Annotated in this window: 11 protein-coding genes and 2 pseudogenes; 5 read left to right on the top strand and 8 right to left on the bottom strand. The window is 71.2% G+C overall.

Annotation, left to right across the window (positions count from 1 at the left end):
• Window positions 1-50: 50 nt before the first annotated feature.
• The 5 genes from WFM69_RS18430 to WFM69_RS18450 all read right to left on the bottom strand — a co-directional run bounded on the left by WFM69_RS18430 (window position 51) and on the right by WFM69_RS18450 (window position 4,446).
• On the bottom strand, window positions 51-842 hold the full coding sequence (locus tag WFM69_RS18430; protein ID WP_337007195.1) for a class I SAM-dependent methyltransferase: 792 nt from the start codon (window positions 840-842) through the stop codon (window positions 51-53).
• Window positions 843-982: 140 nt separating this feature from the next.
• Entirely contained in the window at window positions 983-2,137 is a 1,155-nt protein-coding gene (locus tag WFM69_RS18435; protein WP_337007196.1) for an AMP-binding protein, read from the bottom strand.
• 13 nt (window positions 2,138-2,150) lie between these two features.
• The gene (locus WFM69_RS18440; protein WP_337007197.1) at window positions 2,151-3,092 is read right to left on the bottom strand and encodes a 1,4-dihydroxy-2-naphthoyl-CoA synthase; all 942 of its coding nucleotides are present in this window, start codon (window positions 3,090-3,092) and stop codon (window positions 2,151-2,153) included.
• Window positions 3,093-3,158: 66 nt separating this feature from the next.
• Complete coding sequence (locus tag WFM69_RS18445) at window positions 3,159-4,112, bottom strand: permease prefix domain 1-containing protein (protein WP_337007198.1); 954 nt, start codon at window positions 4,110-4,112, stop codon at window positions 3,159-3,161.
• A gap of 1 nt (window position 4,113) precedes the next feature.
• Window positions 4,114-4,446 carry a PadR family transcriptional regulator gene (locus WFM69_RS18450; RefSeq protein WP_337007199.1) on the bottom strand — a complete coding sequence of 111 codons (333 nt, stop codon included), beginning with the start codon at window positions 4,444-4,446 and terminating at the stop codon, window positions 4,114-4,116.
• A gap of 139 nt (window positions 4,447-4,585) precedes the next feature.
• Here WFM69_RS18450 and WFM69_RS18455 point away from each other — a divergent pair, with 139 nt between their 5' ends.
• The gene (locus WFM69_RS18455) at window positions 4,586-5,569 is read left to right on the top strand and encodes an o-succinylbenzoate synthase (RefSeq protein WP_337007200.1); all 984 of its coding nucleotides are present in this window, start codon (window positions 4,586-4,588) and stop codon (window positions 5,567-5,569) included.
• 15 nt (window positions 5,570-5,584) lie between these two features.
• Here WFM69_RS18455 and WFM69_RS18460 read toward each other — a convergent pair whose 3' ends face one another.
• The gene (locus WFM69_RS18460) at window positions 5,585-6,211 is read right to left on the bottom strand and encodes a helix-turn-helix domain-containing protein (RefSeq protein ID WP_337007211.1); all 627 of its coding nucleotides are present in this window, start codon (window positions 6,209-6,211) and stop codon (window positions 5,585-5,587) included.
• 77 nt (window positions 6,212-6,288) lie between these two features.
• Here WFM69_RS18460 and WFM69_RS19440 point away from each other — a divergent pair.
• Window positions 6,289-7,314, top strand: a pseudogene (locus tag WFM69_RS19440) (MFS transporter); the annotation flags it as partial.
• Window positions 7,315-7,405: 91 nt separating this feature from the next.
• Complete coding sequence (locus WFM69_RS18470; RefSeq protein ID WP_337007202.1) at window positions 7,406-7,720, top strand: hypothetical protein; 315 nt, start codon at window positions 7,406-7,408, stop codon at window positions 7,718-7,720.
• Here the strand turns inward: WFM69_RS18470 and WFM69_RS18475 are convergent.
• Window positions 7,707-8,330, bottom strand: a complete 624-nt coding sequence (locus WFM69_RS18475) for a TetR/AcrR family transcriptional regulator (RefSeq protein WP_337007203.1) — start codon at window positions 8,328-8,330, stop codon at window positions 7,707-7,709. The genes WFM69_RS18470 and WFM69_RS18475 overlap by 14 nt on opposite strands.
• A gap of 132 nt (window positions 8,331-8,462) precedes the next feature.
• On the opposite strand from WFM69_RS18475, the gene WFM69_RS18480 reads away from it, so the two are divergent.
• Both WFM69_RS18480 and WFM69_RS18485 read left to right on the top strand, forming a co-directional pair.
• On the top strand, window positions 8,463-11,264 hold the full coding sequence (locus tag WFM69_RS18480; RefSeq protein ID WP_337007206.1) for an MMPL family transporter: 2,802 nt from the start codon (window positions 8,463-8,465) through the stop codon (window positions 11,262-11,264).
• Window positions 11,261-13,219, top strand: coding sequence for a YhgE/Pip family protein (locus WFM69_RS18485; protein ID WP_337007208.1), 1,959 nt, complete (start codon window positions 11,261-11,263; stop codon window positions 13,217-13,219). Before WFM69_RS18480 ends, WFM69_RS18485 begins: the two co-directional genes overlap by 4 nt.
• A gap of 43 nt (window positions 13,220-13,262) precedes the next feature.
• Here the strand turns inward: WFM69_RS18485 and WFM69_RS18490 are convergent.
• Window positions 13,263-13,459, bottom strand: a pseudogene (locus tag WFM69_RS18490) (leucyl aminopeptidase); the annotation flags it as partial.

Here is a 13,459-nt window from a genome sequence, read left to right on the forward strand (position 1 = left end):
CTACGCGAGCGCCCCGTCACGGGCATCCGTCTGCGGATGTATCCCGCGCGCTACGCCCTGGCGACGATCTCCCCGTGCGGGACCAGGAACCAGCCGTCGCCGTCATCGGCCCAGCGCCGCCAGGCGTCGCTGATCTCCTGCAGGTCGGCCTCGGTGGCCATCCCGCTGTCGAGGAGCTGACGGGTGAGCGCGGATTCCAGGATGCGGTCGGCCCACATGCCGCCCCACCACGCCCGGTCGGCGGGGGTCGCGTAGCACCAGGTGGATGCCGTGGCCGTGACATCCTCGAAGCCCGCGGCCCGCGCCCAGGCGAGCAGTCGACGGCCGGCATCCGGCTCCCCGCCGTTGGCACGGGCGGCCGCGCGGTACAGGTCCAGCCAGCGGTCGAGCGCGGGAAGGACGGGGAACCAGAGGAAGCCGGCGTAGTCGGCGTCGCGCGCGGCGACGAACCCGCCGGGTACCGTGACGCGCCGCATCTCGCGGAGTGCCTGCACGGGGTCGCCGACGTGCTGCAGCACCTGGTGCGCGTGCACGACGTCGAAGGAGTCGTCGGGGAAGCTCAGCCCGTGCACATCCTCGACCGAGAACGCGAGGTTCGTGAGCCCGCGATCCGCCGCGAGGCCGCGCGACAGCGACAGCGGGTTCTCGTCGATCTCAGTCGCGGTGACGTGCGCGACGACCGTGGCGAAGTCGACCGTGATGCTGCCGGGACCGGCGCCGACATCGAGGAGGCGGGTGGTGGCCGTGAGGTGCGGACGAAGGTACTCGGCGGAGTTCGCGATGTCGCGCACGTTGTGCGAACGGAGGACGGATTCGTGGTGTCCATGCGTGTACGAGGCCATGCGGTTCATTCTGGCAGGGCACCACGTCGGCGCGAGCCACCCCCTCCTGTGCGAGCGCCCCCGAAAGCACCGTGCGCATGGGGGTGGTTCGGCCGGAGAGGGGTGGTTCGCGCGGCGGGGAGGGGGACCGGGGGGGTGGGTCAGTGCAGGTCGGCGACCGCACGACGGATGGCCTCACGGTCGGGCTTGCCCGAAGAGAGCAGCTCGATCTCGTCGACCAGGATCAGCCGTGCCGGACGCGCGTGCCGACCGAGCTCCTCCTCCACGGCGTCGCGCGCCTGACCGAGCTGCTCGGACTCGCTGCGACGCAGCACCTCGCCACGGGCCGCGACGATCACGGATGCCTCACCCCAGCGTTCGTCCTCGACCCCGACCACCACGGCTTCGTGCAGCCCGGCGATCCGCCGCACGATCCGCTCCACGCGGTCGAGGGAGATGTTGATCCCGCCCGAGACGATCACGTTGTCGGCACGCCCGTGCACCCGCACGACGCCGTCTTCGACGAGGCCGAGGTCGCCCGTGCGGTACCAGCGGATGCCGTGCTCGTCGCGGACGAACGTGCGCGCCGTCAGCGACCCGTCGCCCAGGTATCCCTCCGCGAGCATGGGGCCGGCGATCCGCAGCTCACCCTCGACCGTGCGGACGCCGACCGTGTCGAGCGGCACCCCGTCATACACGCACCCACCGCTGGTCTCGGTCGAACCGTAGGTGCGCACGAGCCTCGCCCCGAGGTCGGCGGCGCGCTCGCGGAGCGGCTCCGGCAGCGACTGCCCGCCCACCAGGATCGCCCGATACGCCTTCAGGGCCGCACGGACGGCGGTGTCGTCCGCCGCGTCGAGCAGCGTCGCCACCTGCGCGGGTACGAGCGAGGTGTACAGCTCGGGGATCGCGCCTCCCGGAGCGGGGCGCAGCATCGCGAGGGTCGCCTCGGCGAACGACGTCGGTGAGAAACGGCCGTCGAGCTGCGTCGGCTCCGTGCCCGCCAGGATCGACCGCACCACCACCTGCAGGCCCGCCACGTAGCCCGCCGGGAGCGCGAGCAGCCATCGTCCGCTGCCGATCCGCGCCGCCGTGGCCTCGGCGCTCGCCCGCAGCGCCTCGCCGCTCAGCGCGACCCGTTTCGGGACACCGCTCGACCCCGAGGTCGCGATGACCGCGGCGATCCCATCGGCGACGTCATCCGGTGCATCCGTCACCATCCCCAGCCCCACGGCCGGACCGCCGTCGAGGGCGCGCCGGAGGGCATCCCGCAGGAGCGCCGCGTCTTCGGCATCCGTGGGGATCAGGGCGGTCATCGACGCATCCGGCTCAGTAGTGCCAGGGGAACGACGACCAGTCGGGGTCGCGCTTCTCGAGGAACGAGTCGCGGCCCTCGACGGCCTCGTCGGTGCCGTAGGCCAGGCGCGTGGCCTCTCCGGCGAACACCTGCTGTCCGACCAGTCCGTCGTCGACCGCGTTGAATGCGAACTTCAGCATGCGGATCGCCGTGGGCGACTTGGTGAGCACGGTGCGCGCCATCTTCAGCGCCTCGCGCTCGAGCTCTGCGTGCGGCACCACGCGGTTCACGGCCCCGGCCTCGTAGGCACGCTGGGCCGAGTACTCCTCCGCGAGGAAGAACACCTCCCGCGCGAACTTCTGCCCGGTCTGGCGGGCCATGTACGCGGAGCCGTATCCCGCGTCGAAGCTGCCCACGTCGGCATCGGTCTGCTTGAAGCGCGCCTCCTCCGCCGAGGCGATGGTGAGGTCGCACACCACGTGCAGCGAGTGCCCGCCGCCGGCCGCCCACCCGGGGACCACGGCGATCACCACCTTGGGCATGAAGCGGATCAGGCGCTGCACCTCGAGGATGTGCAGCCGTCCGACCGCGGCGCGGCTGGCACCGTCGACGATCGCCGTCTCGGCATCCGAGTACTTGTAGCCGTCGCGACCGCGTATGCGCTGGTCGCCCCCCGAGCAGAACGCCCACCCGCCGTCCTTCGGGCTCGGGCCATTGCCGGTGAGCAGCACGGCGCCGATGTGAGAGTCCTGACGCGCGATGTCGAGCGCCCGGTAGAGCTCGTCCACCGTGTGGGGACGGAAGGCGTTGCGCACCTCCGGCCGGTTGAAGGCGATGCGGGCGACACCACCGTCGTTCGAGACGTGCGCGGTGATGTCGGTGTAGTCCTCGGCACCGGGCGCGAGCCGCCATTCGGCCGGGTCGAACAGGTCGGAGACGAATGCGCTGGTCACGACATCCAGCCTATTCCTCATGCCCTCCCACGCATGCGACCCGCGCCGCCCCGGATCGGAGCAGCGCGGGTCGCATGTCAGCGCGGGTCAGTTGCGGCGAGCGCGCCACGCCTTCATCCACCCGTCGATGATGTCCCACGCGGGGAACGCGACGAGGCACACGCCGGTGATGGTGGCCAGCACCCGCATCGTGTCGGGCTCGACCCCGTTGTCGGTGAACGCGAACTGCAGGAACTCCGGATTCAGCAGCTCACCGCGCAGCAGCAGCGTGAGCGCCCACGCCGCGAAGCCGACCGCGAGCACCGTGTTCACGGCGGCGATCCCAGCCGTCCAGCGCTTGCGGGCGTACACCGCGACGGCGAGCAGCGTCTCGGCGACGATGAGTGCGAGGAACACGGTCATCCCCCACGGCCAGAGCCCGGGATTCAGGATCGCGATCGGGTCGCCGCCGGTCGGGAAGAAGCCACGCGTCGCGTCCCACAACACCGCGCCGATGCCGAGGAAGAGCAGGACGATCGAGGCGATCAGGTCGCTGCGGGCCGCGCCGTTCTCCGTGGGTTCGGGCAGCTGGTCGACGTTCCACCGTTCGCCCGTGTCTGCTCCCGAACGCTCCAGGATGACGAACACCAGCGTCACCCAGAAGCACAGGTGCACGACGACCGAGATGGTGACCACGACGACCGAGCCGATGGCCTCCCCCACGGACGCCCCGTCGAGGAGCTGTCCGAGCGCGACGCCCACTGCGGCGCAGGCGGGGACGATCATGAGCAGCAGCTTGAGCAGCCGCCACCACGTGAGGTAGTAGCGCGGGCCGATCAGGTGCAGCGGGCGCTCGGCGTATCCCGCGGCGAGGATGCCGGGGTCGCCGAGTTCGGTGAGGACGGCGCGTTCGGCGTCGTCGGGCGCCTCGCCCTGTTCGACTCGTGCGTCGATCGCGTCTGCGATGGATGCTTCGAGCTCGGCGCGCACGTCGGCCTGGGCGTCGGGGCGGAGGCTGCGGATCGTGGCGCCGATGTAGCGCTCGGTGAGGGTGGCGGTCATGTCAGTTCTCCTCTGCGGTGAGGGAGGCGATCGCGGTGGTGAGCGAGCGCCATTCGTCGGTGAGGGTGTCGGCGAGGCGGATGCCGGCATCCGAGGTGCGGTAGAACTTGCGGGGCCTGGCCTCGTCGGTGTTCCACTCGCTCGTGAGGTACTCCTGCTTCTCCAGTCGGCGCAGCAGGGGGTACAGGGTGTTGGCGTCGGTGGCGAACCCGCGCTGCTCGAGCTGCTCGAGCAGTCCGTAGCCGTAACCCGGCGTGCGCAGCAGCTGCAGGCATGCGAGCACGATCGTGCCGCGGCGCAGTTCCTGCAGGTGCGTGTCGAGCGTCTCGTTCATGCCGATCACATTACTGTGCGTCACACACCATTGTCAATCGCACATTTATGGATCACGCCATCTTTGGCGTGGAGCCGGGCAAGGACTCGCCCGCACGGCGCTCAGCCCGTCACGGCACCCTGCGGAGCAGAATGGGCACATGATCCCGCCGCTCGCAGACCTGATCGATTCGGCGAGGGTCGTCGCCCTCCCCATGCACAGCCGCTTCCGCGGCGTCGACGTGCGGGAGGCGCTGCTCTTCGAGGGGCCGGAGGGATGGGCGGAGTTCTCCCCGTTCGTCGAGTACGACGACCCGGAGGCCGCCACGTGGCTCGCCGCCGCGATCGACTTCGCCTGGCGCGCACAGCCCGAGCCCCTGCGCGACCGCATCGGCGTGAACGCGACGGTCCCCGCGATCGATGCCGCCCTCGTGCCGGCACTCCTCGCGCGGTTCGCGGGTTGTCGCACCGCGAAGGTCAAGGTCGCCGAGCCGGGCCAGACCCTCGCGGACGATGTGGCACGAGTGCGCGCCGTGCGCGAGGCGATGGGACCCGAAGGGCGTATCCGCATCGATGCGAACGGCGCGTGGAACGTCGACGAGGCCGAGCACGCGGTGCACGCCCTCGGCGAGTACGACCTGGAGTACGTGGAGCAGCCGTGCGCGACCGTGCCGGAGCTCGCCGATCTGCGCAGGCGCGTGAAGCACATGGGCATACCGGTGGCAGCGGACGAGAGCGTGCGCAAGTCTTCCGATCCCCTCGCGGTCGCCCGCGCCGGTGCCGCCGACCTGCTCGTGATCAAGGCGCAGCCGCTGGGCGGTGTCACGCATGCACTGCAGATCGTCACCGCCGCCGGCCTGCCGGTCGTGGTCTCGAGCGCCCTGGACACCGCCGTCGGGCTGTCCCAGGGTGCGGCCCTCGCCGCCGCCCTCCCGACGCTCGACTACGACTGCGGGCTCGGCACGGCTTCCCTGTTCCTCGACGACGTCGCCGACCGCCGCCCGGTCGACGGTTCGATCCCGGTCGGTCGAGTGACCCCGGATGCCGATGCGCTCACGCGCCTGGCCGCCTCCGACGACCGTCGCGAATGGTGGCTCGCCCGCCTCGCGCGCTGCCACTACGAGCTGGTCGCCGCCGCCCGCTGACGGCTCGCCCGCGGATCAGTCCCTGGCGCCGCTCCCTCCGAGCACCTCGGCGAGGTGGCGCGTCGCGAGGTCGGCGCCGCGCGCCCCGTGGTCGCCGTTCGTGCCGAAGATCGTGAGGATCTCGGCGTCGTGCTCGCCGTCGGCGCCGAACCAGTGCGGAGTCCGCGTGTCGAACTCCGCGACCTCGCCGGCCTCGAGCATCACGTCGCGGTCGCCCACGATGAGCCGGATGCGCCCGGTGAGCACGTACATCCACGACGACCCTTCGTGCGAGGTCGGCTTCGGCTCCGCGGCGCTGCGCGGCACGATGATCTTCCATGCGTGCCGCTCGCCCGGCTGACGGGTCAGCGCCACGACCGTGCGGCCGTTGACCCGTCGCGGACGCAGCCGAACCCGGGGGTCTCCCGTCTCCGGCGCATCGACAAGGTCGTCGAGCGACACCCGGTACATCCGGGCGAGGGGCAGCAGCAGCTCGAGGCTCGCCCGGCGCTGACCGGTCTCCAGACGAGACAGCGTGCTCGTGGAGATCCCGGTCGCGGCCGCCACCTCGGCGAGTGTGAGCCCGCGACGCCCGCGCAGGTCCTGCAGGCGCGATCCGATCCGCTCCAATGTCGCCTCGAAGCCCGGTGCCTGTTCGTCCATCACGCCAGCACACCACGACATCCCGGTTTCAGCAACACGAGTTGCCGATTCATGACCCACGGATCGAGGCTGGAGCCATGACCACCGCAGCCCCGACACCCACCCGGCCGCGTTCGGCGGCGGCCGGCCTCGCCCTCAGCGTGCTGGTCGCCTCGCTCGGCACGAGCGCCGCCAACGTGGCGCTCCCCACGATCGCCCGTGAGCTGGACGGTTCCTTCGCGCAGGCGCAGTGGGTCGCCCTCGCCTACCTGCTCGCGATGACCGCGACGAGCCTCACGGTCGGCCACCTCGGCGATCTGCTCGGCCGCCGCCGCATCCTGGGCATCGGGATCGGAATCTTCACGGGCGCCGCACTCCTGAGTGCACTCGCACCCACGCTCGGCACGCTGATCGCCGCGCGCGCCCTTCAGGGCATCGGCGCCGCCGTGATGATGGCACTCCCACTCGCACGCGCCCGCGACATGGTCGCGCCCGACCGGCTGGGACGGACCATGGGTCTGCTCGGGACGACCGCCGCGGTCGGCACCGCCTCCGGACCCGCTCTCGGCGGCATTCTGATCACGATCGCCGGATGGCCCGCGATCTTCGCGGCCATGGTCCCGCTCGGACTCCTCGCCGCCGCGCTCACCGCCCTGACCGCTCAGGACGAGAACACCCCCGCTGCCTCGCGCCGCGGATTCGACACCGCGGGCGTGCTGCTGCTCACCGCCGCGGTCGCGCTCTACACGCTCGGGGTCACCGCGCCCGGCGACCCCGAGTCGTGGCCGACACTGCCACTCCTCGGTGGGGCTGTGCTCATCGCCGTGCTGTTCGCATTCCGAGAGAGCCGAGCCGCGCATCCCCTGCTGCCGCCGACGCTGCTCCGCACTCGCGGAGTGTCCGTCGGCGCCGTCCTCAACCTGATCGTGGGGACGGTGATGATGAGCACTCTCGTGGTCGGGCCGTTCTTCCTCGCCGGCGCCCTGCAGCTCACCCCCGCGGCGATCGGCGCGGCGATGGCGGCAGGGCCCGTCGCCTCGATCTGCACGGGCATCCTCGCCGGGCGCGCCGTCGACCGGTTCGGCACACGACTCATGACCGCGTCGGGGCTCGGAGCCATGATCATCGGCGCCCTCGCCCTCGCACTGCTCCCCGCATGGTGGGGGTTGCCCGGATATGTCACGGGCACCGTGCTGCTCGCCCCCCGGATATCAGGTGTTCCTCGCCGCGAACAACACCGGGATCCTGAGCGCGACACCCGCGGAGCGTCGAGGGGCCGCATCCGGACTCCTCGGGCTCTCCCGCAATCTCGGACTCGTCACGGGCGCCTCCGTGCTCGCGGCGCTCTTCGCCGCCGCATCGGGCGTCGCCGAGGTCGCGCAAGCGTCGCCCGAGGCGCTCACCTCGGCACTGCGGGTCACGTTCCTCGCGACCGCCGCCCTGTTGGTCGCCGCCACACTGCTCGCCGTCGCGACGGGGCATCGCACGTCGAAGTCCCGGCGGGCGATGCCGCAGGCTACGGCTCGATGAGCAACTGCACGAGCCGCCCGAGCTCCGCGCCGCCCGAGTGCCGCAGCTGCGCGTCATCCTGCCCGGCCATGGCGCCGCGCACGGTCATGCCCTCCCAGATGATCATGAGCATGCGTGCCGCGGTCTCCGCCGGCAGGCGCAGCCGCAGCAGTCCCGCCGACACGATGTCGTCGACGATCTGCGCGATGCTCGAGACCATCTCGCGCTCCTGGGCGAGATACGCCTCGCCGAACTGGCGGTCGCGCAGGGCGCGGATGCGGATCTCGCTGAGCAGCATCACGCCGAGGCGGTCATCACCACCGAGCTCCATGATCTGCTGCACCAGGTCGATGGGGTCGCACCCCTCGACGAGGGCGCCGGCGGCGGTGAGCTCCTCGACGCGCGTGCGCACGGCGCTCACACGCACCTCGGAGACGCTCGCGGCGAGCATGAGGAACAGCTCGTCCTTGGACTCGAAGTTGGAGTAGAACGCGCCGCGGGTGAACCCTGCCCGCTCGCACACCGCTTCGACCGAGGCACCGTCCAACCCGACCTCGGCGAAGACCTGGGCTGCGGCTTCCAGCAGGCGAGCGCGCGTGTTCTCGCGGCTGCGGGTTGCGGGTGTCGACATCGAAACCTCCTGACCCTTCACTCTCGCATGATTCACACCCCGCACACAGGCTTGGCCGGGCGGGTCACCTTACGATACATCTATGTATCGGATACACCTGTGTATCCACCCCCGCACCCCTCGGAGGAACCCGTGTCCACTCTCCTGTCGTCGCTCGGACGCTGGTCCTTCCGCCACCCCTGGCGCGTGCTCGTCTCCTGGCTGCTCGCGCTCGGGATCGCCGGCGCCGGGGCACTCGTCCTGGGCGCGGGAACCGACAACACCTTCTCCATCCCCGGCACCGAGTCGCAGGCCGGCCTCGAGCAGCTCTCGCGCTCGTTCCCGCAGGTGAGCGGCACGAACGCGCAGTTCATCGTGGTGGCGGCCGACGGCGACAAGATCACCGCCGACGACTATCGCGAGCACATCGAAGACGCGGTCGACGAGCTCGCCGACCTCGACGGCGTGCTCGCCGCCACCTCGCCCTACGACGAGATGGTCAAGGGCATGATCAACGACGACGACACGGCAGCCATCGTGCGCGTGCAGTTCGACGGCGAATCCACCGACGTCTCGACCGAGACGAAGGACGCCCTGCGCACCGTGGTGAGCGACCTCGGCGCCGAGCTGCCCGCGGGCTCGCAGACCTCCCTCGGCGGCGACCTGTTCGCGATCTCGATCCCCGGCGTCACACTCACCGAGGCGGTCGGCCTGCTGATCGCACTCCTGGTGCTGATCGTCACCTTCCGCTCGTTCATCGTCGCCGGACTCCCCCTGCTCACCGCGATCCTCGGCGTCGGCATCTCGATGGCCGGCATCTTCACCGCGACCGCGTTCGCCACCGTGTCCTCCACCACCCCGCTGCTGGCGCTCATGCTCGGGTTGGCGGTCGGCATCGACTACGCGCTGTTCATCATGGCGCGACATCAGGATCAGGTGCGCGACGGCGTCGATCCGGAGGAGTCCGCCTCCCGCGCGGTCGGCACCGCCGGATCCGCGGTCGTGTTCGCCGGTGTCACGGTCCTCATCGCGCTCATCGGCCTCGGCTTCGCGGGCATCCCGTTCCTCACCACCATGGGCATCGCGGCATCCGCCGCCGTCGCCGTCGCCGTCGCGATCGCCGTCACGCTCACGCCCGCTCTGCTCGGATTCATGAAGGGCAAGGTCGTCGGGCGGCCGAAGAAGGCCAAGGCCGCGGCGCGGAAGAAGAACGACGACGCCGACGAGTCCGGAGACGCGAAGGAGACCACCGCCCCGGTGAAGGGCAGCGGCCGCTGGGTCGGCGGGGTCATGAAGCATCCCGTGCTGGTGTCGCTCGCCGTGGTCCTCGGACTCGGGATCGTGGCCGTCCCCGCGCTGAGCCTCGACCTCGCACTGCCCAACGCGGGTGTGCTGCCGAAGGACTCCGAAGCCCGGCAGAACTACGACCTCGTGGGCGAGCAGTTCGGTCCCGGCTTCAACGGCCCCCTGATCCTCACCGGCACGATCGTCACCTCCACCGACCCGCTCACGCTGATGGAGGATCTCGGGGATGCGGTCGCGAAGGTCCCCGGGGTGAAGGAGGTCGCCCTCGCCACCCCGAACGAGACCGCCGACACCGGCATCGTGCAGATCATCCCGGAGACCGCGCCCGACGACCCGGCGACCGCCGACCTCGTCCGCGAACTGCGCAGCCACCACGACGAGTGGCTCAAGGAGTTCGGCATCGATCTGAAGGTCACCGGCTTCACGGCCGTCGGCATCGACATCTCCGACCAGCTCGGCGCCGCACTGCTTCCGTTCGGCATCTTCGTGATCGGGCTCTCGCTCATCCTGCTGACCATCGTGTTCCGCTCGCTCTGGGTGCCGATCACCGCCGCTGCCGGATACCTGCTCTCGATCGTCGCCGCGTTCGGCGTGGTCGGGGCGGTTTTCGAATGGGGGTGGTTCGCCGACCTGCTGCACGTGGCCAAGGTGGGACCGATCATCAGCTTCATGCCGATCATCCTGATGGGCGTGTTGTTCGGCCTCGCGATGGACTACCAGGTGTTCCTCGTCTCCCGCATGCGGGAGGACTTCGTGCACGACCAGGATGCGAAGAGCCCCGACCGGGCCGCTCGTCGCGCCGCGGCCCTGCGTGCCGTGCGCAGCGGCTTCACGGGCTCGGCGAAGGTCGTCACCGCGGCCGGACTCATCATGTTCGCGGTGTTCGTCGCGTTCGTCCCCGAGGGCGACTCGTCGCTCAAACCCATCGCGCTCGGCCTCGCGGCCGGTATCGCGGTCGACGCGTTCCTCGTGCGCATGACGTTGATTCCCGCTCTGATGGCGATCCTCGGCGAACGCGCCTGGGAGCTCCCGCGCTGGCTGGAGAAGATCCTCCCCCGCGTCGATGTGGAAGGCGAGGCCGTCGAACGCGAACGGCACCTCTCCGAGTGGCCGGGCGATGGATCGATCGTGGCCGCGGACGACCTGGACATCAGCGCCGACGCGCCACTCGTCGAGGGAGTGTCGGTGCGCATCGCGGAGGGCGGCGCGGTCATCGCGACCGGTGGCGACGTGCCTGCACGACGAGCCCTCGCCCTCACGATCGCCGGGCGCCTGACGCCCACCGACGGTCGCCTCCGGGTCGCGGGGCACCTGCTCCCCGGCCGCGCGGCCTGGGTGCGCTCACACGTCGGCTGCGTGCTGGTCGACGACGCGGATGCCGCACTCACCGACCTCGCGGAAGCACTGCGGGGCAAGTCACGGCTCGTCGTGATCGACGGGATCGACCGCCTCAGCGGCGGACAGCGCGACCAGGCGACGGCGATGCTGCGCGATGCTGCCGCCTCCCGCACGCTCGCGGTGTTCGCCACCGCGTCAGACGCCGATCCGGCACGGACGGCACTCGCCGAGGCCGGCTGGCCCGACGCCCAGACTCTCGACACGCGCGCTCCCCGCCGGAGCGCCGCAGAATCCACCGAGGTGACCGCATGACCCTCCCCATCGAGCGCGCACGCTCCCGCAAGCCCATCACGTGGCTGACCATCCTCGGCGTGCTGCTGCTGCCCGCCGCGGTCGGCGGCATCCTCGTGGCCGCCCTCCAGAACCCGACCGAACGCCTGGACTCGATGACCGCGGCGATCGTCAACCTCGACGACCCGGTGACCATCGACGGCCAGCTGACCCCCCTCGGGCGACAGCTCGCCGCTGGCCTCGTGGACGGCTCCGACGACCTCGACTCGAACCTCACGTGGGTCATCTCCAACAAGGACGACGCCGCCGACGGACTCGCCGACGGCTCCTACCAGGCCGTCATCACGATCCCCGAGGACTTCTCGGCCGCTGCCACCTCCGCGGGTACAGCGATCTCCGATGGCGGAGGGAAGGCCGAGAAGGCCACCATCACCGTGACCACCCCGGACGACGGCCTCGTCGCCGACGACCTCATCACGGGGCAGATCGCAAACGTCGCGGCCACCACCATGGGCACCATGCTCACCGAGGCGACGACCGAGAACATCCTCGTCGGCTTCACCACGATCGGCGACCAGATCGGCGAGGCCGCCGACGGCGCGGTCAAGCTCGCGAGCGGTGCGCGGGATGCCGCGAACGGAGCCGCCGCGCTCCCCGACGGCGCCACGAAGCTGGCCTCGGGGGCCGGACAGCTCGGCACGGGTGCGTCGTCGCTCGCATCGGGGCTCGACACGATCGCGGGCAAGACCCGTGACGCCGCGGCGGGTGCGGCGCAGATCGGGTCGGGGCTCACGGCCGGGGCGACTCAGATCGGCGGCAACGTCGACGACCTCAAGAAAGCGATGAGCGCCGTGCAGGCCGGGACCGCCTCCGCGCAGACCGCGTCTGACCAGGCGGCAGGACTCGCGGGCGATGTCGGAGCCCTGGCCGCGTCGTGCACTCCCGCGGAGAGCACCTTCTGCGGGAACCTCCGGGACGCCGCCGCGAAATCCGTCGCGCTGGCGACCTCCGCGGGCACGGCATCCGGATACCTCAACGCCGCCGCCCCCGGCGTAGCCGCGATCCCTGGCGTCCTCGACGGCGCCGTCTCCGGTCTGTCTCAGGGCGGCGCCGGCGCGACGGCACTCGCGAGCGGACTCACCCAGCTCGCAGACCAGGGCATCGGCGCATCGGCGACCGGCGCCCGCGGCCTCGCCTCCGGGGCGACCCAGCTCTCCGACGGGGCGACCGCCCTCGCCGACGGCTCCGCGTCGCTCGCGAGCGGACTGGACACCCTGGCGACCGGCACGGGCGACCTCGCGGGCGGGCTGCGCACGGCATCCGATTCGCTCCCGTCGTTCAGCGACAGCGAGTCGAAGTCGCTCGCCTCGGTGATCGCCGACCCGGTGTCGTCGAACTCGTCGATGAACACGATCTTCGGCCCGACCGCGATCCCGCTGCTCGCCGCGGTGGTGCTCTGGTTCGGTGGACTCGCCACGTTCCTGGTGATGCGCGCGCACACGGCACGCACCCTCACGTCGCGGCGCTCCTCGGCCACGCTGACCCTGCGAGCGTTCGCACCTGCCGCTCTGATCGGTGCGGGGCAAGGTCTGCTGGTGTCGCTGATCGTGCAGATCGTGGCGAGCTACGACGCCGCCACCTGGTGGGCGTTCGCCGGAACCGCCGTGCTGGCCGGAGTCGTGTTCGCGGCCGTGAACCAGGCGCTCGTCGCCCTGTTCGGCGGCATCGGACGCTGGATCTCGGCACTCGTCGGCGTGCTCGCCATCGCGACCGGACTCATCTCGACCGTGCCGGGCTGGCTCGCCGGCATCGGCGCGGCGCTCCCCACGGCTCCTGCCTTCGCAGGGCTGATCGCCGGGAGCGGATCCGCCGTCGCCGCCCTGGTGGTCTGGGGCGTGCTGTCACTGGTGGCCACGACCCTCGCCGTGACCCTCCGACGCACGACCTCCGCGAAGGCCGTCCTCGCCACCGCCTGAGCGCACCGGCCCCGCCCTGCGCTCAGGGCGGGGCCGGTGCGGGTCAGGACGCCGGCGCAAAGGTCCGCGCGGTCTCCAGGAGCAGTCGCGCCCCGAACCCGGTGGCACCCGCAGTGCGCCAGGAGTCGTCCTTCTCGGTCTGCATCGTGCCGGCGATGTCGAGGTGCGCCCACGGTGTCTCTCCGACGAAGTGCTGCAGGAACAGCGCGGCGGTGGTCGCTCCCGCGAACGGGCCGCCGA

Source organism: Microbacterium sp. LB12 (genome assembly GCF_037150835.1).
Taxonomy (GTDB): domain Bacteria; phylum Actinomycetota; class Actinomycetes; order Actinomycetales; family Microbacteriaceae; genus Microbacterium.

Coding starts and splice junctions, on each gene's coding strand:
- WFM69_RS18430 (WP_337007195.1), bottom strand. CDS start 842: ATGGCCTCGTACACGCATGGACACCACGAATCCGTCCTCCGTTCGCAC.
- WFM69_RS18435 (WP_337007196.1), bottom strand. CDS start 2,137: ATGACCGCCCTGATCCCCACGGATGCCGAAGACGCGGCGCTCCTGCGG.
- WFM69_RS18440 (WP_337007197.1), bottom strand. CDS start 3,092: ATGAGGAATAGGCTGGATGTCGTGACCAGCGCATTCGTCTCCGACCTG.
- WFM69_RS18445 (WP_337007198.1), bottom strand. CDS start 4,112: ATGACCGCCACCCTCACCGAGCGCTACATCGGCGCCACGATCCGCAGC.
- WFM69_RS18450 (WP_337007199.1), bottom strand. CDS start 4,446: ATGAACGAGACGCTCGACACGCACCTGCAGGAACTGCGCCGCGGCACG.
- WFM69_RS18455 (WP_337007200.1), top strand. CDS start 4,586: ATGATCCCGCCGCTCGCAGACCTGATCGATTCGGCGAGGGTCGTCGCC.
- WFM69_RS18460 (WP_337007211.1), bottom strand. CDS start 6,211: ATGGACGAACAGGCACCGGGCTTCGAGGCGACATTGGAGCGGATCGGA.
- WFM69_RS18475 (WP_337007203.1), bottom strand. CDS start 8,330: ATGTCGACACCCGCAACCCGCAGCCGCGAGAACACGCGCGCTCGCCTG.
- WFM69_RS18485 (WP_337007208.1), top strand. CDS start 11,261: ATGACCCTCCCCATCGAGCGCGCACGCTCCCGCAAGCCCATCACGTGG.